The organism is Oxalobacteraceae sp. CFBP 8761 (assembly GCA_014841595.1).
GTDB lineage: Bacteria > Pseudomonadota > Gammaproteobacteria > Burkholderiales > Burkholderiaceae_D > Telluria.
Window position 1 is genome coordinate 642,325 of the sequence record JACYUE010000002.1, and the last position, 25,961, is coordinate 668,285.

The following is a 25,961-nucleotide window of genomic DNA, read 5'->3' on the forward strand; positions in this document are numbered from 1 at the left end:
GCGCGCGTGGGGAGGTGGCAATGACACAAGTTGCATTGATAGCCGTGCATGGCATGGGCGAGACCTTGCCCGACTATGCCGACGGCCTGATGGCGGGGCTGCGCACCCGCCTCGATGCGCTCGCCAGCCAGGTCGTCATGCGCTCGGTCTACTACCAGGGCATCCTGCACGATAACCAGCGCCTGGTCTGGGATCGCACCGCAGCCACCGGCCAGGTGCGCTACGCCGCGCTGCGCAAATTCGTCCTGTACGGCCTGGGCGACGCCGCCGGGCTGGAAAACCGCAAGGAAGATCCGGGCTCCGTCTATGAGCAGGCCCAGGGCGAGATCGCCAGCGCGCTGCTGTCGGCCCACGCCGCGCGGCCCGGCATGCCGGTCGTGTTCGTCGCGCATTCGCTGGGCTGCCAGGTGCTGTCGAGCTATCTGTACGATGCGCAGAAGGCGGCCGCCGGCAAGCCGGTCGGCGCGGGTATTTGGCGTGATATCGGTGCCTGGGCCGGTGCAACGCTCGGCCGGCTGCTGACAGCAAGCGAACTGGCGTTCATCGGCGGCGGCACCTGCGTCGGGCTGGTCACCACCGGCTGCAATATCCCGATTTTTGTGGCTGCGCACCAGGAAATGCACATCATCCCGATTGCGCCGCCGACGTCGCTGTTCAAGTGGATCAACTTCTATGATCCCGACGACGTGCTGGGCTGGCCGCTGCAGCCGCTGTCAACCGGCTACCGCACGCTGGTCGAGGACCGCGCGATCAATGCCGGCGGCGGGGTGGGGGACTTGTTGCTGCGCAGCTGGAATCCGCTGGCGCACAACACCTACTGGGACGATGACGCGGTGCTGGACGCCATCGCCGCGATGCTGCGCCGGCTGGCGGCGTAGAGGGCTTCCCGGCGCCTAGGCCGCCAGCGCCGGCACCGCGCGCGCTGCCAGTTGCGGGCGCATCTGCCCGCCGCTCTTGCCCAGTTTGAACGCGGCGGCCACCTGCGCCAGTTGCGCTGCCTGCTCCTGCATGCTCGCTGCCGCCGCGGCAGCCTGCTCGACCAGCGCCGCGTTCTGCTGCGTCACGTGGTCCATCTGCGTGATCGCCTCGTTGACCTGGTTGATGCCCACGCGCTGCTCCTGCGTGGCGGTGGTGATCTCGGACATCATGTCGGTCACCCGTGCCACGCTGGCCACCACGTCGTCCATCGTGGTGCCGGCCTGTTGCACGAGCGCCGTGCCGGCATTCACCTGCGTCATCGAGTCGCCGATCAGGCCCTTGATTTCGCGCGCCGCGCCGGCCGAGCGCTGCGCCAGGTTGCGCACTTCGGATGCCACGACCGCAAAGCCGCGCCCCTGTTCGCCGGCGCGCGCCGCTTCCACTGCGGCATTCAGGGCCAGGATATTGGTCTGGAAGGCGATGCCGTCGATCACGCCGATGATGTCGACGATCTTGCGCGCCGAGGCGTCGATCGAGCCCATCGTGTCGACCACCTGGCCGACGATGGCGCCGCCACGCGCCGCAACATCCGAGGCCGTTTTTGCCAGGCCGTTGGCCTGCACCGCATTGTCGGCATTCTGGCGCACGGTGGCGGTCAGTTCTTCCATCGAAGCAGCCGTCTCTTCGAGCGAGCTGGCCTGCTGCTCGGTGCGCGCCGACAGGTCGAGGTTGCCGGCGGCGATCTCGCTCGACGCCGTCGAGATGGCATTGGTGCCTTGCTGGACCTGCGAGACCACCCGCACCAGCGAGCCGTTCATCGTTTCCAGCGCGCGCATCAGGTCGCCGACCTGGTCTTTCGGATAGCTGGCGAATGTGTGGCCAAGGTCGCCCGAGGCGACCGTTTCGGCCACGTCGAGCGCGGCGTCCAGCGGTCGGGTGATGCTGCGCGTGACGAGCACGGCCGCCACGGCGCCGATCGCCGTCGACAGCAGGGCCAGCAGCAGCACCAGTTGCGTGCTGCGTTCGTTTGCCGCCTCGATGGCCAGCGCCGTCTGGTCGATGCTCTTGCGCTGGATCTGCAGCAGGCTCTGGACCCGGGCGCCATAGGCGGCAGCAGCTGGCGCGAATACCTGTTCATAGGCCTGTTCTGCCGCGGCCGAGTCACCCGACGTGCGCGCGTTCATCACGGTTTCCTTGGCCTTCTGGTAGGTCTTGCGCAGGCCCAGGATGTCCTGCAGCGTGGCTTTCTCTTCGGGCGAGTCGAGCAGGGCTTCGACTTTCTTGAGGATGACCGTGGTATCGGCAACGCTATCCTTGATCGGCTTGGCGAACACGGCCGACAGGGTGCTGTCGGTGCTGCGCGCGATCAGCGAGGTGCGCGCGATGGCCGAATAGGTCAGCACATACCAGTCCGAGACCAGGCGTTCCTTGGTCAGCGGCTTTTGCATCATCTGCTGGGTCGCCTCGGCGCTGGAACGCGTGGTGTAGAGGGCGAACGAGGTGCCGGCCAGCGACAGGACGAGCATCGTGGCAAAGCCAAGGGTGAGGCGGGAGCCGATACGGAGATTTTTTAACACGATGTCATCACTTTGAAGAAAGGATTGAGCGCCGAGGAAATGCCTTGCGGCAAGTATCAACCCTTTAAACTTCAAATGAAATAGCAAGAAGACAGGATGTTGTAATGACGCCGCACAAGCCGGATGCGGCGTTATCTGGCTTATGCCTGACGCGCCAGCTTGAACAGCGTACGGATGTCACCGGCCACGGCGCCGCGCGCATTCTTGATGACAGGCTGGCGATAGCGTTCGAGCAGCTCGCGCCGCGCTGCGTTCAGCAGGCCCAACTGGTCGAGCACCGCGTACACGGTCGGGTGCAGCGCGCGCACATTGCCATCGGTGATCTTGATCGCGATGCCGATCCCGGCCGAGCGGATGCCGATCGCCTGCACGGCGTCGGCGCCGATCTTCGTGACCCAGTCGCCGCCGCCTGCCGTCATCCAGTGCAGATCGGTGCGCTCCTCGCCCGAGACCAGATCGGGGCGGGCGATCATTGCGTCGCGCAGCGTGCCCATTGCGCCGCCCAACTGCGGGTCTTGTGGGCCATGCGCGAGGCGCGCGTACAGGTGCGCCAGGCGACTGAGCGGCATCGCGTAGTTGGGGGCCGAACAGCCGTCCAGGCCAACCGGCATGGCTTCGGGCGCCATGCCGATGGCGTCGGCCAGCGTGCTGCGCACGGCCTGCTGCAGCGGGTGTGCGCGATCGACGTAGTTCGCCGTGGGTGCATCGTGCAGGCGGCACCAGGCCAGAAAGCCGCTGTGCTTGCCAGAACAGTTGTGGTGCAGCGGCGTCCAGTGCGCGTCCTGCGGAGGCTTCTGGCCGGTGAACTCGTAGTGCAGCGGCACCGCGCAGCCGCATTCGAGGTGGCCGGGGTCGAGTCCGATCTTGTTCAGGATCGAGCTGACGCCGTCGAGATGCTTGTCTTCACCCGAATGGCTCGCGCACAGCAGCGCGACTTCGTCGCCGGAGAGGCCAAAGCGCGCCGGGCCGTCGGCCAGGATGAAGGGCAGGGCCTGGAACGGCTTGAGCGCCGAGCGCGTGAAGGTCGGGTAATCCGGGTCGCCGGCGGACCACAACAGGCGGCCGTGCGTGTCGACGACGGCGACCGATCCAAGGTGCACGTTCTCGATCACGTTACCGCTGTCGGGGTAGCCGCGCGTGGTCGCGGCGAGGGGAATGACTGGCATGGGAGAGGGTACATTGGCGTTGGAGGAACCCTACTGTACGACATACCTACGCAATGCAGACACACAGTTGAAATAAGGCGCGCTTTCATATATGCACCTCCCGTTCACCCCGCCGATTGCGCACTTCGTCGCGCATTTCCGGCGCTTGATGCCCCTGGTGCTTGAACAGGTTTTGCGGCTCGCTAGACTGGCTTCATCGTCAGGCAACGCAGCGCTGGCGACACGGACTTCTTCGCCACCGACCTGAAAGGAATTTCCATCATGCGCCTCTCCTTCCTCGCCTTCTTCGCCGCCGCCGCTGCCGTTTCACTGACCAGCGCCGCCCAGCCAGTGACTGCAGCCAATCCCGACGTCGTCAACGTGCACGCTGCGCAGCCAAAGAAAGTCTATATCGATCCGCTGATGTACAAGCGCATGCAGGGCGCCTATAAACTCGAGGACGGGCGCACGCTGCACGTGACGGGCAAGAGCCGCAAGCTGTACGCCGACCTGGGTGACGGGCCGCAGGAAATCGTCCACGTGGGCCGCGACCGCTTCGAGGCGGTCGGCAAGGACATGAGCGTGCGCTTTGACGGCGGACCGTTCCCGCACACGGTGCACCTGAAGGACGATGCCGGCCGGGTGCTGGCGTCAAGCCAGCGTTGAGCCGAAGCGCCCGGCCTGGTAGTCGGTGATCGCCTGCGCGATTTCATCGCGGGTGTTCATGACGAACGGCCCGTGCGAGACGACCGGTTCGCCGATCGGATCGGCATGCCCGAACAGCAGCAGCGAGCCGGACTCGGCGACGATCTCGAGCGCGTCGCCCTCCGTGCTCAGCTCCACCAGTTGGTAAGCGTTGGCGAGATCGCCGTGGTGACCCACGCCGATGCGTCCACGCACCACATACAGCAGCACGTTGCGACCTTGCAGGCCGGTGATGCGCAGTCGCCCGCCGGCCTGCATCGCGACCGTGCTCATGAACACGCCGGTCAGCGATTGCACCGGGCCCGTGCTGCCGTCCCACGCGCCCGCGATCAGGTTCAGCGTGACCTTGCCATCGTCGAGCGATAGTGCCGGAATCCGGTCCTGCTGCACGCCGGTATAGGCAGGCGCCGTCATCTTCAGGCGCGCCGGCAGGTTGACCCACAACTGCAGGATCTCGAGCGGGCCGCCTGTTTCGAGGAACGCGTGCGGCGAGACTTCGGCATGCACGATGCCGCTGCCGGCCGTCATCCACTGGATGCCGCCGGCATGGATCACGCTTTCATGGCCTGCGCTGTCGCGGTGGGCCAGCATGCCTTCGACGATGAAGGTGACGGTCTCAAAACCCCGGTGCGGATGCGGACCAAATGGCAGGCCGCGGTTGTGCGGACCGTAGGTCTGCGGACCATGATGATTCAGGAACAGGAACGGATCGATCTGGTCGAGCTGGGGCGAGGGCACGGGGCGCTGCGTGAGCAGGTCGCCGATGTCGTCGCGCAGCGCGGCGTGGGTGCGCAGGAAGGTCTTGTCAGTCATGGTGTGGATGCCGTTTAGTCAGGATGCGTAACGATACGCTGAAAGTGGCTGTCGCGTTCACAGCGGTGGCAGAAGACGCTATGCTGGGCGTTTGCGTGTCTGCAACCCTTGGAGATCGGCCCCGTATGTACAAGAACGCCTGTATTGCCAGCCTGTTGCTGGCTTCATCCACTGTCCTGGCTGCCGCACCTGCTGCCGCATCTACTGCCGCATCTACTGCAACCTCGGCTGCAGCGCCCAGCGAGGCCGCCGTCAGCGCCGCCAAGTATGCGGTGGCCACCTACCGCAACGACGTCATCGACACGCTGGCCAAACTGGTGAGCTTCAATACGGTGGCCGATCCGCGCTACCCGTCGGACCAGAACCCGGTGCATGCTGCGTTCAAGGCCACGCTCAAGGCAGAAGCCGAACGCATGGGGCTCGACTACACCGATTACGGCTGGACGGTCGTCATCGGCCTGGGCAAGGGAACAGAGCGCGTCGGCATCGTCACGCATGGCGATGTGCAGCCGGTGGACCCGACCAAGTGGAAGAAGTCGCCGTTCGTGCTGGACCGCACGAGCGAGCCGGGCAGACTGATCGCGCGCGGCGCCGAGGACGACAAGGGCCCGATCGCCACCGCGCTGTATGCGATGAAGACGATCCGCGACCGCCAGATTCCGCTCACCAAGCGCATTGAACTGTACGTGTACATGGGCGAGGAATCCGACTGGGGCCCGCTGACCGAATTTCTCAAGACGCACGTGCCGCCGCAGATGAGCATCACGCTCGACGCCGAGTATCCGGTGGTGACGGCGGAGAAGGGCGGCGGCCTCGTGGCCGTGACGGTGCCGAAGGCCGGCGCGCAGGCGCCCGTGGAGGGCGATGCCTACATCGCCGCGTTCGGGGGCGGTTCGTTCAACACGCAGATTCCCGAAGACGCCGAAGCGCTGGTGGCCAATGCGACGCCACAGATCGAAGGCCAGATCCGCGCGCGCGGCGCGCAGCACGAGGGCATGACCTATACCTACACGTGGCAGGGCAAGGATCTGGCGGTGCGCGCCAAGGGATTGTCGGCCCACTCGTCCAAGCCGCAGGAAGGCGTGAACGCGGTGAGCATGCTGGCCGATGCACTGGCCGTGCGGCCGTGGGCCAATACGACCGCCGGCGGCGTCGTCAACTACCTCAACGAGATGGTGGGGACGGGCTACTACGGCGAGAAATTTGGCAGCGGCGCCGGCAACATCGCCTACCGCGACAAGTTCATGGGCCCGCTCACGTTCAAGCCGACCGTGATTCGCCAGCTGGACGACGGCATCGAAGTGGCGATCAATGTGCGCCGCCCGCAAGGCAAGACGGGCGCGCAGCTGACTGATGAAATCAACGCCGCACTGAGCCAGTGGCAGGCGCGCCAGGTCCCGCTCACCAACATCAAGGTCGGCGTGCGCGACCCGTGGGTGCTGAACGACGCGCCGCAGGTACCGACGCTGCTGGCGACCTTTGCCTATTTCACCGGCATGAAGGATGCGAAGCCGGTCGCCATCGGCGGCGGGACCAACTCGCGCCTCTTCCCGAATGCCGTCAGCTTCGGGCCATCGATGCCGGGCCAGAAATATTCCGGGCATTCGGAGCACGAATTCATCACGACCAAGCAGTTGCTGCTGAACCTGCAGATGTACACGTCCGTGCTGGTCGAGCTGGCGCGCTGAGCAAGCGCGCTCTGCAGCCCTGCAGGAATGCCGAAACTTGCCACGGCTGACCTGTAGGGCTGCTTCTTGCCAGGTAGTGTAAAAACTTCTAATTTTTACGTAGGCGCCGGACTACAATATCCCTGCCGTGGAGTGCCCGCAAGGGTGCTCTCCCTTGTGAATCATCGTTGTATGCCAAGGGCGGTATCGTCTTGATACAGCCACAGTATTGTCGCCTGGAAAAGTACGAAGTTCCGGGCAGAAAATGTGGCAAATACAGCATGATAGGATCGGCTTGGAGCCAAGCTCCTGCAGCCGCGAGCGCGCCAATGCGTCGATGTTGGCGTGCGCGTTCGCGCCGGATGTGACCGAACCTTATTGATTGCCATGCACAGTAAAGAACTCAAAAAACCGGACGGACGCAACCTTACCCTCTACAGCAACCGGCCCATCCCCGATGGCCTTGTTGCCCCCAGCCCGTTTCCGGATCCACAGCACGCCAACCCGCACCTGCGCTGGCATCCGCTGCGCGGCGAGTGGGTGACCTACGCCGCGTTCCGGCAGAACCGCACCTATCAGCCGCCACCGCAGTACAACCCGCTGGCGCCGACGATCGATCCTGCCAATCCCACCGAGATGCCGGCCGGCGACTACGAGATCGCCGTGTTCGACAACCGCTTTCCGTCGCTTGCGCTCGAGTCGCACGATCCCCCATCGGTGACGGTGCAGACCGCGCCGGCCAATGGCCAGTGCGAAGTGGTCGTGTTCACGCAGGATCCGAACACGGCGCTGGCCCACCTGCCGCTGTCGCGCATTGCGCTCTTGCTGCAGGTGTGGGGCGATCGCACCACGCGCGTGGGCAGCCACCCGCACATCCAGTACGTGCTGCCGTTCGAGAACCGCGGCGCCGAAGTGGGCGTGACGCTGCACCATCCACACGGCCAGATCTATTCGTACCCGTTCGTGCCGTCGGTCCCGGCGCGCATGCTCGCGCAAGAGCGCGACTACTACCAGCAGCACGGCACGAGCATGCTGTGCGACATGGCGCGCGACGAAGCGGCCGATGGCAAGCGCGTGCTGTACCAGGACGATTTCGCCATCGCCTTCGTGCCGGCCTGCGCCCGTTATCCGTACGAGGTCTGGGTGATGCCGACCACGCCGTGCAAGGATTTCGCGGCGCTCACGCCGCCGCAGCGCGACTCGCTGGCGCGTGCGCTCAAGACTGTGCTGCTCAAGTACGAGACGCTGTGGAACCGCCCGTTCCCGTACCTGATGGCGTGGTACCAGGCGCCGACCGACGGCGCCGAGCATCCCGAGACGCAGTTGCACGTCCAGTTCTATCCGCCGTACCGTACGCGCGACCGTCTGAAATACCTGGCCGGCACCGAGCTGGCCGCCGGCATGTTCGCGATGGACGTGCTGCCCGAGACCACGGCGTACGAATTGCAGCAGGTCGAGATCGACCTGGAGGAGGGCGCATGACGGACATCGATATGCGCGCCCAGGAGGTCGCCGACAAACTCGCGCTGCTGCGCGCCACCCTTGCCGCCAGCGGCGCCGGCGCCGTGCGCCTGCGCGGTACCGACTGGTTCGCGTGGGTCACGGCGGGCGGCTCGAGCGCCGTGCTGCACACCACCGACACGGGCATTGCCGAAGTGCTGGTCACGCCGGGCGACGCTTGCGTGCTGACCGACCAGATCGAAGGCGAGCGCCTGCGCCTCGAAGAAGTGCCGGCCGGGTTCAGCTTTCATATCGAACCATGGGCCGAACCCGAGCTGCGCGAGCATTTCGTGCTCGCTGCGGCCGAGGGCCGGCCGGTCCTGTCGGACCGTCCGCAGGCCGACGAACTGCCGCTGCCACTGCCGCTCCGTCAACGCAAGCTGGTGCTGGGCGACGCCGAACAGGCGCGCTACCGGCTGCTGGGACGCGAAGCGGCCGAAGCGATGACCGACGTGCTGCACCGCGCCCGGCCTGACTGGACCGAGCAGCAGCTGGCCGGTGCCGGCGCCGAGGCGCTGTGGCGCCGCGGCATCCATCCGGCGCTGGTGCTGGTGGCCGGTGCGCGGCGCTTGCCGCTGTTTCGCCACGCGACGCCGTCGCACGAGCCGATCGGTGAGCGTGCCATGCTCGTGTTCTGCGCGCGCCGCCATGGCCTGTATGCCAACCTGACGCGCTTCGTGGGCTTCGGCGGCGCCGCTGCCGCGCCGGCAGCGCAGCGCGCACTGATGGCGCTCGAGGCCACCGGCCTGGCGGCCGTGGCGCCGGGCAAATCGCTGTCGTCCGTGTATCACGCGCTGGCCCAGGCCTATCACCACGCCGATGTCGAAGACGCGATCCGCGAGCACCACCAGGGCGGCATCACCGGCTACCTGGCGCGCGAGATCGTGGCCACCCCCAGCACGGCCACGCAGCTCGAACAGGGCATGGCATTTGCGTTCAATCCAAGTTATAACGGTATGAAGATCGAAGATACATTCCTGCTCGGCCCCGACGGACTCGAAAACCTGACCTTCGACCCGGCCTGGCCGTCGGTGGATATCCAGGGCCGTCAGCGGCCGCTCTGGCTGGAGGTGGACGCATGACCATCACGACCGATACCTTCTTTGGCGGCGCCCCCGAGGTAAACGCCTCGGCCCCGGGACGCGTGAATCTGCTGGGCGAGCACACCGACTACAACGACGGGTACATGCTGCCGGTGGCCACGCCCCAGCGTACGCTGGTGGCCATGAGCCGCAGCGGCGACGACCACTTTCACTTCTATTCGCCCAACTTCGACGCGACCGTGACGTTCGCGAAGGACAGCAGCGCGCCGCAGGGCTTCGGCAGCTATATCGAGGGCTGCATCCGCCTCGTGCAGGCCGAAGGCATCGAGGTGCCGCCGCTGCGCGTGTATGTCGAGACCGATCTGCCGGTGGGGTCGGGCCTGTCGTCGTCGGCCGCGCTCGAAGTGGCCATGCTGCGCGCCATGCGCGCGTTGCTGGGGTTCGAGCTCGACGACGTCAAGCTGGCGCGCATCGCCCAGCGCGCCGAAATCGAATACGCGCACGTCAACTGCGGAATCATGGACCAGATGGCCTCGAGCCTGGCCGATGAAACCAATATGCTGTTCATCGATGCGCGCACGCTCGAACATCACCTTGCCGCGCTGCCGCCGGATACCGAACTGATCGTGATCGATTCGGGCGTGGCGCGCACGCTGGCGGCCAGCAAGTACAACGAACGCCGCGCCGAATGCGAAGAAGCCTCGCGCATTTTGGGCGTGACGGCGCTGCGCGACGTGGTCGACCCGGCCTCGGTCGAGACGCTGCCGTCGCCACTGCGCGAGCGGGCCCGCCACGTGGTGCAGGAAAACCTGCGCGTGCTCGAAGCGGCCAAGGGCGTCGACGCCGAGCGCTTCGGCGAACTGATGAACGCATCGCATGCGAGCCTGCGTGACGATTACGAAGTCTCGATCCGCGCGCTCGACGTCCTGTGCGACGCGCTGCGCGCTGCCCCAGGCGTGCTGGGCGCCCGCCTGACCGGCGCCGGCTTTGGCGGCGCCTGCGTCGCCCTGTGCCGCAAGGGTCAGGCGCAAGAAGCAGCCGCCACCGCGCTGGCGGCGTATCACGACCATCATGGACCAGGCAATGACGTCCAGGGACGCATCCTGATTCCGGTGCCAACTGACAGAAAGGACAAGAATGAATCAGTTTGAATATCCGCGTCCACAACTGGTGCGCGACCAGTGGCAGAACCTGAACGGCACATGGCAGTTCTGCTTCGATGACGAAGGGCATTACACGCTGCCGTCGGACGTGAAGGAATGGACGCACGAGATCACCGTGCCGTTTGCCCCGGAAACCGCGATGAGCGGTATCGAGGACACGGGCTTTCACCGCTTCGTCTGGTACCAGCGCGAATTCGAGGTCATGCCCATGGATGGGCGCACGATCCTGCACTTCGGCGCAGTCGACTACAGCGCGCGCGTCTGGGTCAATGGCCAGCTGGTCGTCGAGCACGAGGGTGGTCACACGCCGTTCTCGGCCGATATTTCCGGCACCTTGAACGCGGATGGCAAGCAGGTCGTTACCGTCTGGGTCGAGGACGATCCGGCCGATCTGGCCAAGCCGCGTGGCAAGCAGGACTGGCTGCTCGATGCGCACTCGATCTGGTACCCGCGCACGACGGGCATCTGGCAGACGGTATGGCTCGAGCAGGTCTCGCAGACGTATATCCAGAAACTGCGCTGGACGCCCGTGTTCGAGACCTACGAAATCGGCTGCGAAGTGTTCGCCACCGGCGATATCCAGGATGAGCTGTTTGTCGAAGTCAAGATCTGGCACGGCGACCAGCTGCTGGCCGACGATTACTACAAGCTGCTGGGCGGTGAAGCGAACCGCAAGATCGCGCTGTCCGACCCGGGCATCGACGATTCGCGCAATGTGATCCTGTGGAGTCCGGAACGCCCGACCCTGCTCGATGCCGAAGTGACGCTGCGCTGTGGCGACGTGGTACTCGACCGTATCCGCTCGTACACGGCGCTGCGCTCGGTGTCGATCAACCGTGACCGCTTCATGCTCAATGGCCGCCCGTACCAGCTGCGTCTGGTGCTGGACCAGGGCTACTGGCCGGAATCGTTCATGACGGCCCCGTCCGACAACCACCTGAAGCGCGACGTCGAGCTGGCCAAGCAGATGGGCTTCAATGGCGTGCGCAAGCACCAGAAGATCGAGGACCCGCGCTTTTTGTACTGGGCCGACAAGCTGGGCCTGATGGTGTGGGAAGAAATGCCATCGGCTTACCGCTTCAGCCCGCGCGCGATCACCCGTATGGTCAAGGAGTGGACCGAGGCAATCGAACGCGACTACAGTCACCCGTGCATCATCGTGTGGGTGGCCTTCAACGAGTCGTGGGGTGTGCCGAACCTGACGCTCACGCAGGCGCATCGCAATGCCGTCGAGGCGCTGTACCACCTGACGCGCACGCTTGACTCGACCCGCCCCGTGATCGGCAACGATGGCTGGGAGGCGTCGGCCACGGACATCCTGGGCATTCACGACTACGACAGCGATCCCGAGAAGGTGCTGGCGCGCTACGCCGTCACCGATCCGGTGCGCACGCTGTTCGACCAGCGCCGGCCCGGTGGCCGTATCCTGACGCTCGACGGCTTCCCGCATCGGGGCCAGCCGATCGTGCTGACGGAATTCGGCGGCATCGCCTACGATCCGAAGCAGACGCCCAATCCCGACGAAACCACGTGGGGCTACAGCCGTGCGCACACGGCCGAAAGCTATCTGAAGCAGTACCGGCGCCTGCTGCAGGTGGTCAACGAGACGTTCATGTTCAGTGGTTTCTGCTACACGCAGTTCACGGACACGTTCCAGGAAGCCAATGGCTTGCTGAACGCCGACCGCTCGCCGAAACTGCCGCTCGAGGTCATCAGCGCTGCCACGCGCAATATTCCGCTGTTTCACCGCGAGGTGGAAGAGGGCAAGGACCCCGGCACGCCGTAACGTCGCAGGCAGGGCAGGGTCGCCAGGGCCTGCCCGCTGAGGCAGTCAGGGAATGCTGCAAGCAAAAGGCCACATGTCGCATCAGCGCATGTGGCCTTTTTACAGCTGTGCAGACGGTTTTATCTGACGCGACGCAAGGTGCGGCTGTCGACCGGTTGAATGCAAGACCCCTAGGGGACCTGACGACACCTTGCATCATTGCGATTTGTAGCGTGCCAGGATCTTCACTCGCTCACCTTGGTGCCCAACTTTGCTGCCCCACTTACGTAACTGGGCAAGCTGTTCGCGCTCGTCCTGGAGACTAAGGGGATTGAGAGAGCGTCGCACGACATAGATGTCCAGTATGGGCTCTTCGTTGCAACGCACCGGTGGGCGTGTGCGAGAGTCACGCGCCATGGCTGCAATATCACCATCGTCGAGGACAACATGCCGGCACTCGTAATTTCGTAACGCAACAGCAGCCACATTGCGTGAGCGCATGTCGACGATCACTGCCGCCTTCTCCATGCAGCTCTGGCGGCGACACCCGTCGATCATGGCGTAGGAGGCGAACTGGACGGGTTCTTCATCTCCAGGGATACCGATAAACTCATCAATCGTCCGGACTAACGACGCGTTTGGGATGTAGGCGTCAATATGCATGTCTGCGAATACAGATTTGCTATTCGGGTAGACAAGGCGAGCGACATCGTGAAAACCCAGCGGCGCGGATTGTGCCGAAGCCGTGGTTAACGCGACAAGCGCTAAAAGAACTTTACCGAACATCAAATCGCTCCCTGGGACGTGGACAGACGATGGTGGCTCAGCTGGGACGTGGTGATCTTGGCGCACCTATCGCTGGTTCTGCTGTCCGCTTCTGGGCGGGAAGCGAAAGTTCGTCCCGGTCAGTGTAACTCGGCAAGAAGCGATCGATTGCGCTACTTGACGCCCGGTAGTCGCAGTACTGTCCAAACGTCGTTTCGATGTCGGAAAATTACAGTGCTGTCAGCGCGAACGCGCGGGATTGCGGCCAGACGCCTGCGGCATCGGGATGCGCGCAAGCAGTGCGCCCAGTGCCGTCGCTGCGACGGTCGCGGCGCTGACATCGACCAGCCAGTCGTGCACCGTGCCCGAGCGGTAGGGCAGGAAGTGTTGCACACCCTCGTCAAAAGCGCCCATCAGCGCAATGGCCAGCACTGCCTTGAGTGCGCGTTGCAGCGTGCTGCCGGTGCTGCCCAGGAACCAGAGCGTCGCGAGGCCGGCATAGGCCAGGCTGTGCAGCACGATGCCCGACGCGTATTCGCCCACCTCAGCGCGCGCACCGGGCACGGAGCCGGCAATCACGATGCAGGTAAACATGAGCAGTGCCGCAGCGTGCATGGCACGGCGGTGGCGGGGTTCAGCGTACAACAGGGGAGACAGGGCTGGCATGGCGACGTGGTGACAGTACAGAAACGGTGACGGGACAAACGTCAACGTTACCATGCCGGGCGCACCTTGTGTGCCCGTTGCCGCCGGCCCGTGCGCCAGCCGCCCACCACGGCGTGCGTCAAATGGTCAGTGCCGGGGCGCCGTCGGCGTAATGGGCGTCGAAACAGCTGGCGCAGTCGGCGCAGAACAGGTGCGCCACGCGCACGCTCGCCTGTCGTAACACGAGTTTCAGGTGTGCCCGCCGGCACTTGGGACACACTTCGCGGACGCTGCCGAACGTGAGCAGATTGAGGGGGACGCTGTCGCGGTCGATATCGTCGACCACGGCGCGCGGATTGAGTTCGCTAAGAATGAGGTCGCTTGAATCCTGATGGCGACGGCAACTGTCTGGCGAAAGCGATGTTTCTGGTACACGTAAACTCATCGGACAATCTCCCGTGGTCGTTTCGTTGTACGCGGTCTCCACCCGCTGGACAAGGTGGGACGTCGCAGCTTCATGATAGCCCTATTGAAGACGGCTTCAAGCACATAGACAATATTTTCTGGCCCGAGTTGCCACAATGCCGAAAAAAAATGCCCGCTCAGGGCGGGCATAACCCGGGATCGGGCCAAGAGTGCGGAAACCGGGTTGGTGTGCAGCGCACGGAGCGCTCCACACCTGCTGGCACCACGCATATCGGTTACGTGTGTGTCAGGTGCGTTCGAGTATAGGCAGCGATTGTGACGGGTCCGTGACCGTCGTCAAGGTTCCGATGGGACAGTGGAAAATGTAGTGAGGACATTGGACTCATGACAATACGGCCACAAACAAGGCGAACCGCACAAACCGTCCAGGCAAAAAAAAAGCCCGCTGTGCGGGCTTGAAACTATTTTCTTGGAGGAGAATAGTGGAGACAGGTGTAACTATAGGGATTTGGTGACCGAGCGTCCAATTGCGTTTTCGGATACCAGACATGTGATCTGTCAATATCTCTCGAACGTGGCCGGCGACGTATCAATCACGCACCGGCACCGTGTAGTTCAGTGCCATGCGGCCACCGTCGGCGTACAGGGTCTGGCCCGTCATGTACGAGGCATCGTCGCTGGCCAGGAAGGCAGCGATCGACGCGACTTCTTCCGGTTCACCGCACCGGCCCAGCGGTGTGCGCGACAGGATCGTGTGCCGTGCTTCCGGGCTGCCGAGCACCGCTTTTTTCGCCAGTTCGGTCAGGATCGTGCCGGGACCGATGGCATTCACGCGAATGTCGTACTGGGCCAGGGCGATGGCGGCCACGCGCGTGAACTGGTTGACGCCGCCTTTCGAGATCACGTACGGCACCTGGTTCGGGATCGTCAGTTCGGCATTCACACTCGACATGTTGATGATGCAGCCACCTTCGCCGCGCGCCACCATGTCGCGCGCCGCCGCCTGGCTGCACAAAAACATCGATTTCAGGTTGATGCGCAACACGCGGTCGAAATCGTCCTCGTGCAGGTCGAGGAACTCGGCCGCGTGGGTCACACCGGCATTGTTGATCAGGATATCGATGCGGCCAAACGCGGCCAGCGTGGCCGCGATCATCGCATCGACCTCGACCTTGATGCCGACGTCGGCACGGTAGGCGCGGGCTGCGTCGCCCAGGCTGGCAGCGGCTTGCTCGACTTCGGGCCGGATATCGACGAGCATGACGCGCGCACCTTCGCGCACGAGGCGCTCGGCGCAGGCCAGGCCGATGCCCTGGCTGGCGCCGGTGACGATGGCGATTTTCTGATGTAGTTTCATGGCGGGCTTTCGACGCTGTGGCAAAAGCCGCCATTCTACTGCTGCTAGAGCATGATGGGCCGGTCAGGCAACTCGTTGGTGCGCTCGCCGCTGGCCGGGAAGTGCTGGTGCAGCAGGTCATTGACCTGCGCCACTGCCGCCAGCGTGGCGTCATGGAAGTGCCCGCCCTTGAAGCCTGCGGTCATCGTGCGGCACACCGCCTGCCAGGTGGCGGCGTCGATCTTGCGGTCGATGCCCCGGTCGGCCACGATGTCGATCTTGTGCTCGGCCAGATTCACGTAGATCAGGACGCCGCAATTGTCTTCGGTGTCCCACACGCCATAGTCGGCGAACAGCGCGAGGGCGCGCTGGCGGTTGGTGATGCCGTCCCAGGCCGCGTCGAAGGGCAGGGCCTTCTCGACGATCAGGCGCACTTCGCCGCGGTGAGTGCGCTCACCGGCATCGATGGCCTCGGCAATGGCCGTCAGCGTCGCTTCAGGAAACGCGCGCCGCGCTTCGCCCGCGCTGCTGGTAGCGTGGCGCCACGCGCGTGTCATTTTTTGTGCGATCGATCCCATTACCAGTCTCCCGAGGCGCCGCCGCCGTCAAAGCCGCCACCACCACCAGAAAAACCACCGCCGCCGAAGCCACCGCCGCCGCCACCGCCGCCAAAGCCGCCGCCACCACCGTTGCTCATATTGCCGATGATATTACCGAGAATGAAGCCAGTCGTCGCGCCACCCCAGTTCGAACGGCCACGGCTGCTCGTAACAGTACGGCCGCGCTTGCCGCCGAAGACCGAGCGCAGCAGGAAGGCACCGATCAGGATCGCGAAGATGGCGATCAACGGAATTCCGCCACCGCCCGCAGCTTCCTGTCGTTGTGGTGCTTGCTGCGCAGGTGCCGGGAAGGCTTCCTGGTTCAGCAGCGTGGCGATGGCGCCCACGCCGGCCACCAGGCCTTCGTAATAATGTTGTTCCCGGAAGTGCGGCGCGATCACGTCTTGCAGGATGCGCTTGGATTGGGCGTCGGTCAGCACACCCTGTACGCCACGGCCAGCCTCGATCCGCAGGCGGCGCAGCGCCGATGGGTTGCCAGGTGCAACAACCAGCAGCACGCCGTCGTCGACGCCCTTGCGGCCCAGTTTCCAGGCATCGGTAACGCGGATGCTGTAGGCCTCGATGGCTTCGGGTTCGGTCGATTTGACGAGCAGCACGGCGATCTGGCTGCCCGTCTTGGCCTCATAGTCGGCCAGCACGGCTTCCAGGCGCTGGCGCTGGGTGGCGTCGAGCATGCCGGCCTGGTCAGTCACGCGCGTGGTGAGCTTCGGCACCTCCTTGAGCTGGGCATGGGCCGTCCCCGCACCGGCGAGCAGCGTCGCCATTGCGAACAGGAGCGTGGAAAACAAGCGCAGGAAGGCCGTCATCGCCAGCCTTACTTGCCGAAGTCGACTGCTGGTGCGGTCGAGATCGCTTTTTCATTCTCCACCGTGAACGATGGCTTGGTCTCGTAGCCGAACACCATGGCCGTCAGGTTCTTCGGGAACTGGCGCACGGTCACGTTGTAATCCTGGACCGAGGCGATGTAGCGCTGGCGGGCCACCGTGATGCGGTTCTCGGTGCCTTCGAGCTGCGAGGCCAGGTCACGGAAGCTGGTGTCGGCTTTCAGGTCCGGGTATTTTTCGGACACCACCATCAGGCGCGACAGCGCGCTCGACAGTTCACCCTGCACCTGCTGGAACTTCTGGAACGCTTCCGGGTTGTTCAGCACTTCCGGGGTGATCTGGAAGCTGGTGGCCGAGGCGCGGGCGCGCGTGACGGCTTCGAGCGTTTCACGTTCGTGCGAGGCATAGCCCTTGACCGTGTTGACCAGGTTCGGGATCAGGTCGGCGCGGCGCTGGTACTGGTTGACCACTTCGCTCCAGGCGGCCTTGGTCGCTTCATCCTTGGTCTGGAAATCGTTGTAGCCGCAGCCCGAGAGCAGGACGCCGGCGAGAATGGCGCTGCCGAGCAGGCGGGTCCAGCGGGAGATAAAGGTCGTATTCATGGCAGTAAAGGTCCGTGCAAGTTGTCGAATAATCAAAATATACCTGAAACGCGCCGCAATTGGTGTTCCTGCAACCCCGAGGGGCAGGGGACGGCATGGCGGCGGGTACAATAATGGGTTTGCAATTATTCGGATACAAGGGGCTCGAAGTGACTTTCATTCAAAAACTGGCGGCTGCATGGACCCGCAACGATTCGCTGCTGTGCGTCGGCCTCGACCCGGACCTGGCGCGCTTCCCGGCGCACCTGACCGGCCAGCCGGATGCGATCGTGCAGTTCTGCAAGGCGATCATCGACGCCACCGCCGACCTGGCCTGCGCCTTCAAGCCGCAGATCGCCTATTTCGCCGCGCTGGGCGCCGAAGACCAGCTCGAGGAAATCTGCACCTATCTGCGCGAGACGTATCCACACATCCCGCTAGTGCTCGACGCCAAGCGCGGCGACATCGGCGCGACCGCACACCAGTATGCGCGCGAAGCATTCGACCGTTACGGCGCCGATGCGGTGACCGTCAATCCGTACATGGGCTTCGATTCGGTCGAGCCGTACATGGCCTGGCCGGACCGCGGCGTGATCGTGCTGTGCCGCACATCGAACGCGGGCGGCTCCGACCTGCAATTTTTGGACGTGGGAGGGCGCCCGCTGTACCAGCACGTGGCGCAACTGGTGGCCGACAAATGGAACCGCAACGGCCAGTGCGCGCTGGTGGTGGGCGCGACGTTCCCGGAAGAGATCGCGCAGGTGCGCGCACTGGTGGGCGACATGCCGCTGTTGATTCCGGGCGTGGGCGCACAGGGCGGCGACGTCGAGGCGACGGTCAAGGCCGGCCGCACGGCGGGCGGCGCCGGCATGATGATCAATTCATCGCGTGCGATTTTGTATGCGACGCCGCAGGCGGGTGAAGACTTCGCGCAGGCAGCGCGGCGCGTGGCGACGGAAACGCGTGACGCGATCAATGCGGCGCGTAACGCGGCCTGATGAAACCATCGCGCTGTTTGGTGTAACGGCGTAACGGCGTAATGACGTAATGGCGGTAGGGTGGACGGCCAAGCCGTCCACCCTACGTTTCGTCGACTTTCAGTGCAGTTCGGGCGCGATCATTTCTGCATAGTCGTACAACGCGCCCAGAATCGCCTCGGCCCGCTCGTCGGCCGTCTCCGACAAAGCATCGATCTCCTGGAACAATTGATCGATTGTTCTGGCCCCGCCGGCGCCCTCGAACAGGCGCGCTGCGCGGTGCGCCTCCCAGGTCTGCATTTCTTCTTCCGACAACGTCTCGGGGAAGTTGCGCGCCCGGTAGCGCAGCAGCAGTTCGTTGAGGCGCTCGTCCTCGAAGCTGACGCGCTTGCCGGTCAGGGCCGCGGGTTTTTGCATGCGGATCGATTCCAGCTGGCGCCGGTCGTCCTTGCTGACGAAGCCGCCATACAGATCTTCATCCACGTCCACGGGCGTGCCGGATGCCGGCTTTTGCAGCACCTGCGCCCAGACGGCGCGCAGGTCGGGGCCGGCAGCGGCCAGTGCGGCGTGTGCGCGGCCCTGTTCGAGATCGATATCCCAGCGCGTGGCCAGTTCAGGCTGCAGCGTCTTGAGATTGGCCACCAGCATCGGCGACTTGTTCAAGTGCACGCTCTTGATCGGCAGGCGCGTGACGCCTTCCGGCAAGTCGTCGGTGCGCGTGAACATGCGCGTGCGGATCGTCTCGGCGTCCAGCGCGAACAGTTCGGACGGATCGTAGCGGCAATCCCAGACCAGGATTTCGTTCTTGTTGGTCGGGTGCTGCGCCAGCGGATAGACGAGGGCCAGGCAGCCATGCTCGACCGGGAACATGCCGGACACATGCAGGAAGGGCTGGCGCTCGGCAGGGGCCTGGTGCAGGCCGATCTCGGCGGCAACGCGATCCTTGCGGCGCAGCTCCAGGCAAAAATCGAACAGGCGCGGCTGCTTGCTGCGGATCAGGCGCGCCAGCGCAATGGTCGCGCGCACGTCCGATAGCGCATCGTGCGCGGCCTCGTGCACCAGGCCGTTGGCTGCGCTCAGGTGTTCCAGTTTGAAGCTCGGCTTGCCATCGTCGCGGGTCGGCCACACGATCCCGTCCGGGCGCAGCGCATGCACCATGCGCACGACGTCGAGCAAGTCCCAGCGGCCGCAGTTGTGCTGCCACTCGCGCGCGTACGGATCGATCAGGTTGCGCCAGAACAGGTAGCGCGTGACTTCGTCGTCAAAGCGGATCGTGTTGTAGCCGACGCCGATCGTGTCGGGCTGGCTGAACGCGGCCTCGATCTGGCGCGCGAACTCGTGCTCGGGCACGCCGTGTTCGAGACAGTGCTGCGGCAGGATGCCGGTGATCAGGCACGATTCCGGATCGGGCAAAAAATCATTGGCCGGCTGGCAGTACAGCATGATCGGCTCGCCGATCTCGTTGAGTTCAGCGTCGGTGCGGATCGCGGCGAACTGGGCGGGGCGGTCGCGGCGCGGGGTCGCGCCAAAGGTTTCGTAGTCGTGCCAAAGGAAGGTATGCGGGCTCATGTCTTGTTGTTGTCTTGGCTGCAATCACAGCGTCGGCGACATGGTGGCACAGATGCGCCGTCCCGTCACGGCCCGGTGTCACGGTCCGTGCGGGACGGCGTTGGACGCTAGTTGCAGACGCGGTTGCGTCCGGCTTCCTTGGCCCGGTACAGGGCGGCGTCGGCCGCCGCCATCAGTGCGTACTCGTCGCCGTTCTCGCCCAGGCTGGCCACGCCGAACGACGCGGTCAGGTGCGGCAGTTCCACGCGCATGTCGGTAAACACGACGGTGTCGCGCAGGCGCTGGCACAGGCGCTCGGCCACCATCGTGGCCAGTTCGATGCCGGTGTCGGGCAGCACGGCCAGCATTTCCTCGCCGCCGAAGCGCACGGCGAAGTCGGATGGGCGCAGCGCATCGCGGATCAGGCTCGCTGCGGCCGACAGCGCCACGTCGCCAATGATGTGGCCGTGGGTATCGTTGAATTGCTTGAAATGGTCGAGGTCGATCATGACGATCGACAGGCCGCTGCCAGTGCGCGCTGCACGCGCCGCCAGCTTCGGCAGCATGTCATTGAGCCAGGCGCGGTTGTACAGGCCCGTGAGCGGGTCGTTGAGCGACAGCTGGCGGTAGAATTCGCCAAGCTTCTGGCGGCGGCGCAACAGCGCATTGGTGGTGCGGATACGGAACGACAGCAGGCGCAGCAGATTGCGCGCCAGCACGCTCGAGTGGTCGATCAGCGTCCAGACGACGCTCGATTCGATCACCAGGAGCTCGCTGTCTTCCAGCGCCGTCATGGCCGCCAGGTTGGCGGCATCGTCCAGCACGGCCTGGTCGCCGACGCTCTCGCCTGGCAAGACGCGGGTGGTGCCGGTTTCGTCGCCTGCGTGCGCATCCGATTCGATTTCGAGCTGGCCCGAGAGCACGATATACAGGTGCGCCTGGCCACTGTCGTCGATGCGCTCTCCCTGCGGCACGCGCACGATGGCGCAGTCGGCCAGCATCGCGGCGACGTCAGGGTCGGTTTCGTCGCGAAACAGTTGCAGGTCGTTGATATTGGTACGGCTGGTGCCGAAGGTGCCGATCTGTTCCAAGTGAGTCCTCGAGCGGTATGCCGCGTTGGCATGCGTGATTGCATGTGTTATTACATCAGCGGGATCATAGCCGATTGTGCCACCCTTGCGCGTTTGGCGAAACTTAAACCATCATGACGACATCTTCACATGACATCCAGCACCACTGAACTGACCGACGCGCTGGGCCAGGTGCACCGGCCGGCGCCCGGCGCGCGCATCGTTTCCCTCGTGCCGTCGATCACCGAATTGCTGTGCGACCTGGGCCTGGCACCGCAGCTTGCCGGCCGCACAGGGTTTTGCATTCATCCGCAGGCGCTCGTTGCCGCCATTCCCAAGGTCGGCGGCACCAAGGACGTCAATCTCGACAAGATTCGTGCCCTGGCGCCGACCCATGTTGTCGTCAATCTCGATGAAAACACGCGACCGACCTACGACGCGCTGGTGGAGTTCGTGCCACACGTGATCGTCACGCATCCGGTCGCGCCGCAGGACAATCTGGCGCTGGCCCGCCTGCTGGGCGGTATCTTCGGCGTGCAGGATGCCGCCGAATCCTGGTGCACCGCATTCACACAGGCATTGGCCGCGCTGCGTGCCCGGCCTGCCGGTCCATCACGCACGGTGCTGTACTGCATCTGGCAGGATCCGTGGATGAGCATCTCGGCCGATACCTATATCGCTGCGATGCTGGCCGAGCTCGGTTGGCGCGTGCCGCACCTTGGCGAAGACCGCTACCCGCGCTTCACGTGGTCGGACAGCCTGGTCGACGGGCTTGACGCCGTGCTGCTGTCGACCGAACCCTATCGCTTTACGCAGGCGCATGTGGACGCACTGGAAAAACAGATCGGCATTCCCGTGCTGCTGGTCGATGGCGAAATGCTGTCGTGGTATGGCAGCCGCGCGCTGGCCGGGGTGAATTATCTGGAGACGTTGCGGGAAATGTTGGAAGGTGCGGCCGGCGAGGTGCGACGCGGTGAGTAACTAGAAACACGGCATGCTTGTTGCCCCTGCGCCCATGGCGGGCGCAGGGTACTACGGGCACTGATCAGTTATCGGTCAGGTGCTTGTCGGCAGTCGGGTCGATGTCGCCGTCGACACCGTCAGCGCCGACCACCGGAACGGCAGTATGGCGATGCTTGTCGTGCAGGCGGCCGATGGTGCTGTCGAGTGCGCGGGCCAGTTTGCCGCTGGCGTTGTTGATGGCCTGGTGCAGGTCGTTCGCGTGATCGTGCACGACGATCGGCGCCACGCCGGCCAGACGCGCTTCGAGCATGCAGTGGTTGCCGCCGTCCGCTTTCTTTTCCTTGTTCTCGTCGCTCAGGTGAACGTCGACGCGGGTCACTTGCTCGCTGAAACGACCAATGGAAGCGCGCACGACGGTATCCACGTGCTCGTCCAGGCCCTGGTGCTTGGTGATGGTGTTATCGGTATTGACATTGATCTGCATGGATGGCTCCTGTAATCGTTATGGCTTTATCTTACACGCCCCGCGATTTTTACCGCGTCCGCTCCGCCAACCGTGCTCGACCCGGCATACGACCATCAGACCACGTCTTTTTCGCGCGCTGCCTCATGGTGCGGAAAACGGTCCATCCGCGACAGCACCGGGAACAGCATCGCCCACACGCCCGTCACGACCAGCGTCGCCACGCCGCCGAGCAGGATCGCGCGGGTCAATCCCAGCCAGCCAGCCGTGACGCCGGACTCGAATTCACCGAGCTCGTTCGAGGCGCCGATGAACACCGAGTTCACGGCGCTCACGCGTCCGCGGATATCGTCGGGCGTTTCGTACTGCACCAGCAGATGGCGGATATACACGCTGACCATGTCGCCCACGCCCAGCAGGAACAGCGCGCCGAAGGCAATCGCGAAGTGGTCGGTCAGGCCCAGCACGATCACGCACACGCCAAACAGGGCAACGCCGCCGAACATCCAGGCGCCGACGCGGCGCGTGATCGGGAACATCACCAGCGCGACCGAGCACAGCGCCGCGCCCATGCCCGGCGCGGTGCGCAGGAAGCCCAGGCCGGACGGCCCGGCGCCCAGGATGTCATGTGCGTAGGCCGGCAGCAGGGCGGTCGCCCCGCCGAACAGCACCGCGAACAGGTCGAGCGAAATCGCGCCCAGCACGATCGGGCGCGAGCGCACGAAGCGCAAGCCTTCGAGCAGCGTGTGCCAGCTGACGGGCGCCTTGTTGATCACCTGCGCGATGGTGCGCGTGTTCGTCATGAGCAGCACCGCCAGCGCCAGCAGCGAGGCGGCCGTCATGTGCACCGTCTGCGGTCCCAGCACGTAGAGCAGGCCGCCCACGATCGGGCCGAGGATCATCGCCACGTGCATCGTCGAGGAACCCAGCGCCACGGCCTGGCTGAAGTCACGGTCCGGCACCAGGTTCTTGAGCACCGCCTGCGAGGCCGGCATCATGAAGGCGCGCGCGCTGCCAAACAGCACCAGGATTGCGAACACGGGCCACACGGTCGTGCTGCCGCTGGCCGTGAACGCAATCAGCATCGCGCTGCACAGCAGCTGCACGGCCATGCAGCACAGCACGATCAGGCGCCGGTTGTAGCGATCGGCCACATGGCCGGCCCACAGGATCAGCACCAGGAACGGCGCAAACTGCGCCAGGCCGATCAGCCCCAGGTCGAACAGGCTGCCGGTGATCTGGTACACCTGCCAGCCGATCGCCACGCTCTGCATCTGCACGGCGAAGGTGGCGAGAAAGCGCGCCGACAGGTAGAACGCCAGGTTGCGGTTGCGCAGGACACCCAGGCGCCCGGTCGGTGAGATCAGCGGCATGGACCCTTACTGGCTGGCGAGATCGGCGGCGGTCGTGAACGCGTCGGCGAAGAATTCGTCTTCGGGCAGGCCGCACAGCGCCACGTAGTCGCGGCGCGCCGCATCGACCATGAGCGGTGCGCCGCAGGCATACACCTGGTGGCCGGAGAGGTCGATGATGTCCTGCACGACAGCGGCGTGCACGTAGCCGGTGCGGCCTGCCCAGTTATCCTCGGGCAGCGCATCCGAAATCACCGGCACGTAGGTGAAGTCGGGCAGCGTGGTTTCCCAGGCGCGGCACAATTCGTCCATGTACAGGTCTTGCGGGCGGCGGCCACCCCAGTACAGCGTGACCTTGCGCGTGGACTTCAAGTGCATCAGGTGCTCGACGAGGGCCTTGACCGGTGCGAAGCCGGTGCCGGATGCCAGCAGCACGATCGGCTTGTCGGAATCTTCGCGCAGGAAGAACGTGCCGAGCGGGCCTTCAAAGCGCAGGATGTCGCGCTCTTTCATGGCGCCGAACACGTGATCGGTGAACAGGCCGCCGGGCAGGTGGCGGATATGCAGTTCGAGCGGGCCTTCGAACGACGGCGCATTCGCGATCGAGTAGGCGCGGCGCTTGCCGTCCTTGAGCAGGAATTCGATGTACTGGCCGGCGCGGTAGGCCAGCAATTCATTGGCCGGCAATTGCAGGTTGACGATGGCGACGTCCGGCGCGGCCTTGCGGATGCCGGCAACGCGGGTAGGCATCTTGCGCAGCGGGTAATCCGAGCTGCCGCCCACTTCGCGCGCTTCGATCACCAGGTCGGCCGACGGCATCGCGCAGCAGAACAGCGCCATGCCGGCAGTCTTTTCGATGTCGGAGAGGGCGCGCTGCTGGTAGGGCTTGTGCTCGATGGCGCCATCGAGCACCTTGCCCTTGCACGAGCCGCAGGCGCCATTCTTGCAGCCATACGGCAGGCCGACGCCGGCGCGGATGGCGGCGGCCAGGACGGTTTCATCGGCTTCGCAGCCGAACTGGCTGCCGCTGGGCTGGACGGTGATCTGGAAGGTCATGCGAATGAAGAAGTTGGGGCGCGAACGCGGGTGGTTGGTGGGGTGCGCCGGCGTGCGGCGAGAGGCCGCCATTCTACACCCGCCCTTGTTTTGCCGGGCGCGCCCTGTGCTACAGTTGCCGCCTCCACGACCCCGCGATTCTTCCATGACCATGCCATCCCGCCCCGCTTTTGCCCGTCCGCGCCTGTTGATCATCGGCTGCGGCGACGTCGGCATGCGCCTGCTGCCACTGCTGGCCGGGCGCTTCCGCGTGTTTGCACTGACCAGCCAGCCGGAGCGCTGCGCCGAACTCCGCGCGGCCGGTGCGGTGCCGGTTGTCGCCGACCTCGACCAGCCTGCAACGCTGGCGCGCCTGCGCAATCTGGCGCCGTGGGTGCTGCACCTGGCCCCGCCCCAGCCCGACGGCGATACCGACCGCCGCACGCGCCATCTGGTGGCGGCGCTGGGCGACGTGCGCCGCATCGTGTATGTGAGCACCAGCGGGGTGTATGGCGATTGCGGCGGGGCGCTGGTGAAGGAGTACCGGCCGGTGGCACCGAAGAACGGGCGTGCCCGGCGCCGTGTCGACGCCGAGCGCATCCTGCGCGCGTGGGCCCTGGTGGCCGGTGCGACGCTGTCGATCCTGCGCGTGCCGGGCATCTACGCCGCCGACCGGCTGCCGCTGCGCCGGCTGGAGCAGGGCACGCCCGCGCTGCGGTTTGAGGACGATGTGTACACCAACCATATCCACGCCGACGACCTGGCCCGCATCGTGCTGCTGGCCTTGATGCGCGGCCGGTCCGGGCGGGTCTATCACGCGGTCGACGACACGCGCATGAAGATGGCCGACTACTTCGACGCCGTGGCCGACACCTTCGGCATGCCGCGCTCACCGCGCCTGCCGCGCGCCGAACTGGCGCAGCTGGTCTCGCCGGTGCTGCTGTCGTACATGTCCGAGTCGCGCCAGCTCGACAACACGCGCCTGCGGCGCGAGCTGCGCGTGCGTCTGCAGTACCCGGACGTCGCCACGGCGCTGGCGCGCCTGCGGCGCTAATCCACG

At 65.0% G+C, this 25,961-nt stretch carries 25 protein-coding genes; 10 read left to right on the forward strand and 15 right to left on the reverse strand.

Features of this window, described 5'->3' with window-relative positions; all coding sequences use genetic code 11:
* Positions 1-20 precede the first annotated feature (20 nt).
* Positions 21-878, forward strand: coding sequence for a hypothetical protein (locus IFU00_15180; GenBank protein ID MBD8543625.1), 858 nt, complete (start codon positions 21-23; stop codon positions 876-878).
* Positions 879-893: 15 nt separating this feature from the next.
* Here IFU00_15180 and IFU00_15185 read toward each other — a convergent pair whose 3' ends face one another.
* Both IFU00_15185 and IFU00_15190 read right to left on the reverse strand, forming a co-directional pair.
* Entirely contained in the window at positions 894-2,498 is a 1,605-nt protein-coding gene (locus IFU00_15185; GenBank protein MBD8543626.1) for an MCP four helix bundle domain-containing protein, read from the reverse strand.
* Positions 2,499-2,635: 137 nt separating this feature from the next.
* Positions 2,636-3,661, reverse strand: coding sequence for an asparaginase (locus tag IFU00_15190; GenBank protein ID MBD8543627.1), 1,026 nt, complete (start codon positions 3,659-3,661; stop codon positions 2,636-2,638).
* Positions 3,662-3,922: 261 nt separating this feature from the next.
* Between IFU00_15190 and IFU00_15195 the strand changes: the two genes are divergently transcribed.
* Positions 3,923-4,306, forward strand: coding sequence for a hypothetical protein (locus tag IFU00_15195; protein ID MBD8543628.1), 384 nt, complete (start codon positions 3,923-3,925; stop codon positions 4,304-4,306).
* Here IFU00_15195 and IFU00_15200 read toward each other — a convergent pair.
* Complete coding sequence (locus IFU00_15200) at positions 4,292-5,158, reverse strand: pirin family protein (protein ID MBD8543629.1); 867 nt, start codon at positions 5,156-5,158, stop codon at positions 4,292-4,294. The two genes, IFU00_15195 and IFU00_15200, sit on opposite strands and share 15 nt — an antisense overlap.
* 125 nt (positions 5,159-5,283) lie before the next feature.
* Here IFU00_15200 and IFU00_15205 point away from each other — a divergent pair, with 125 nt between their 5' ends.
* The 5 genes from IFU00_15205 (at position 5,284) to IFU00_15225 (ending at position 12,317) form a co-directional block, all read left to right on the forward strand.
* Entirely contained in the window at positions 5,284-6,846 is a 1,563-nt protein-coding gene (locus tag IFU00_15205) for a dipeptidase (GenBank protein ID MBD8543630.1), read from the forward strand.
* Between the two features lie 366 nt (positions 6,847-7,212).
* A complete protein-coding gene (galT, locus tag IFU00_15210; protein ID MBD8543631.1) occupies positions 7,213-8,307 on the forward strand; it encodes a galactose-1-phosphate uridylyltransferase in 1,095 nt (364 codons plus the stop codon).
* Positions 8,304-9,407: a M24 family metallopeptidase gene (locus IFU00_15215; protein MBD8543632.1), complete on the forward strand. Its 1,104-nt coding sequence runs from the start codon at positions 8,304-8,306 to the stop codon at positions 9,405-9,407. Before galT ends, IFU00_15215 begins: the two co-directional genes overlap by 4 nt.
* Positions 9,404-10,519 (forward strand): galactokinase, encoded by a 1,116-nt coding sequence (gene galK, locus IFU00_15220; protein ID MBD8543633.1) that lies wholly within the window; start codon positions 9,404-9,406, stop codon positions 10,517-10,519. The genes IFU00_15215 and galK overlap by 4 nt, the downstream gene beginning before the upstream one ends.
* Positions 10,506-12,317: a glycoside hydrolase family 2 gene (locus IFU00_15225; GenBank protein ID MBD8543634.1), complete on the forward strand. Its 1,812-nt coding sequence runs from the start codon at positions 10,506-10,508 to the stop codon at positions 12,315-12,317. Before galK ends, IFU00_15225 begins: the two co-directional genes overlap by 14 nt.
* 195 nt (positions 12,318-12,512) lie before the next feature.
* Here the strand turns inward: IFU00_15225 and IFU00_15230 are convergent, their stop codons facing one another.
* From IFU00_15230 to IFU00_15260, 7 genes are all read right to left on the reverse strand, one after another.
* Positions 12,513-13,082 (reverse strand): hypothetical protein, encoded by a 570-nt coding sequence (locus IFU00_15230; protein MBD8543635.1) that lies wholly within the window; start codon positions 13,080-13,082, stop codon positions 12,513-12,515.
* A 219-nt stretch (positions 13,083-13,301) separates the two neighbouring features.
* The gene (gene vanZ / locus IFU00_15235) at positions 13,302-13,727 is read right to left on the reverse strand and encodes a VanZ family protein (GenBank protein ID MBD8543636.1); all 426 of its coding nucleotides are present in this window, start codon (positions 13,725-13,727) and stop codon (positions 13,302-13,304) included.
* Positions 13,728-13,845: 118 nt separating this feature from the next.
* On the reverse strand, positions 13,846-14,151 hold the full coding sequence (locus IFU00_15240; GenBank protein MBD8543637.1) for a hypothetical protein: 306 nt from the start codon (positions 14,149-14,151) through the stop codon (positions 13,846-13,848).
* A 570-nt stretch (positions 14,152-14,721) separates the two neighbouring features.
* Complete coding sequence (locus IFU00_15245) at positions 14,722-15,489, reverse strand: 3-oxoacyl-ACP reductase FabG (protein ID MBD8543638.1); 768 nt, start codon at positions 15,487-15,489, stop codon at positions 14,722-14,724.
* Between the two features lie 44 nt (positions 15,490-15,533).
* On the reverse strand, positions 15,534-16,046 hold the full coding sequence (locus IFU00_15250) for a TPM domain-containing protein (GenBank protein ID MBD8543639.1): 513 nt from the start codon (positions 16,044-16,046) through the stop codon (positions 15,534-15,536).
* Complete coding sequence (locus IFU00_15255; GenBank protein MBD8543640.1) at positions 16,046-16,852, reverse strand: TPM domain-containing protein; 807 nt, start codon at positions 16,850-16,852, stop codon at positions 16,046-16,048. Before IFU00_15255 ends, IFU00_15250 begins: the two co-directional genes overlap by 1 nt.
* Positions 16,853-16,902: 50 nt before the next feature.
* On the reverse strand, positions 16,903-17,514 hold the full coding sequence (locus tag IFU00_15260; protein MBD8543641.1) for a LemA family protein: 612 nt from the start codon (positions 17,512-17,514) through the stop codon (positions 16,903-16,905).
* A 149-nt stretch (positions 17,515-17,663) separates the two neighbouring features.
* Between IFU00_15260 and pyrF the strand changes: the two genes are divergently transcribed.
* Positions 17,664-18,491 carry an orotidine-5'-phosphate decarboxylase gene (pyrF, locus tag IFU00_15265; protein ID MBD8543642.1) on the forward strand — a complete coding sequence of 276 codons (828 nt, stop codon included), beginning with the start codon at positions 17,664-17,666 and terminating at the stop codon, positions 18,489-18,491.
* A gap of 99 nt (positions 18,492-18,590) precedes the next feature.
* Here pyrF and sbcB read toward each other — a convergent pair whose 3' ends face one another.
* A complete protein-coding gene (gene sbcB, locus IFU00_15270; GenBank protein ID MBD8543643.1) occupies positions 18,591-20,039 on the reverse strand; it encodes an exodeoxyribonuclease I in 1,449 nt (482 codons plus the stop codon).
* Positions 20,040-20,146: 107 nt separating this feature from the next.
* Positions 20,147-21,109: a GGDEF domain-containing protein gene (locus tag IFU00_15275; GenBank protein MBD8543644.1), complete on the reverse strand. Its 963-nt coding sequence runs from the start codon at positions 21,107-21,109 to the stop codon at positions 20,147-20,149.
* A 129-nt stretch (positions 21,110-21,238) separates the two neighbouring features.
* Between IFU00_15275 and IFU00_15280 the strand changes: the two genes are divergently transcribed.
* Positions 21,239-22,069, forward strand: coding sequence for an ABC transporter substrate-binding protein (locus IFU00_15280; GenBank protein MBD8543645.1), 831 nt, complete (start codon positions 21,239-21,241; stop codon positions 22,067-22,069).
* 64 nt (positions 22,070-22,133) lie between these two features.
* Here IFU00_15280 and IFU00_15285 read toward each other — a convergent pair whose 3' ends face one another.
* The 3 genes from IFU00_15285 to IFU00_15295 form a co-directional block, all read right to left on the reverse strand.
* A complete protein-coding gene (locus tag IFU00_15285) occupies positions 22,134-22,535 on the reverse strand; it encodes an HPF/RaiA family ribosome-associated protein (GenBank protein ID MBD8543646.1) in 402 nt (133 codons plus the stop codon).
* 95 nt (positions 22,536-22,630) lie between these two features.
* A complete protein-coding gene (locus tag IFU00_15290; GenBank protein ID MBD8543647.1) occupies positions 22,631-23,887 on the reverse strand; it encodes an MFS transporter in 1,257 nt (418 codons plus the stop codon).
* Between the two features lie 6 nt (positions 23,888-23,893).
* Positions 23,894-24,922, reverse strand: a complete 1,029-nt coding sequence (locus tag IFU00_15295) for a CDP-6-deoxy-delta-3,4-glucoseen reductase (GenBank protein MBD8543648.1) — start codon at positions 24,920-24,922, stop codon at positions 23,894-23,896.
* Positions 24,923-25,073: 151 nt separating this feature from the next.
* On the opposite strand from IFU00_15295, the gene IFU00_15300 reads away from it, so the two are divergent.
* Entirely contained in the window at positions 25,074-25,955 is an 882-nt protein-coding gene (locus tag IFU00_15300) for an NAD(P)H-binding protein (protein MBD8543649.1), read from the forward strand.
* Positions 25,956-25,961 lie beyond the last annotated feature (6 nt).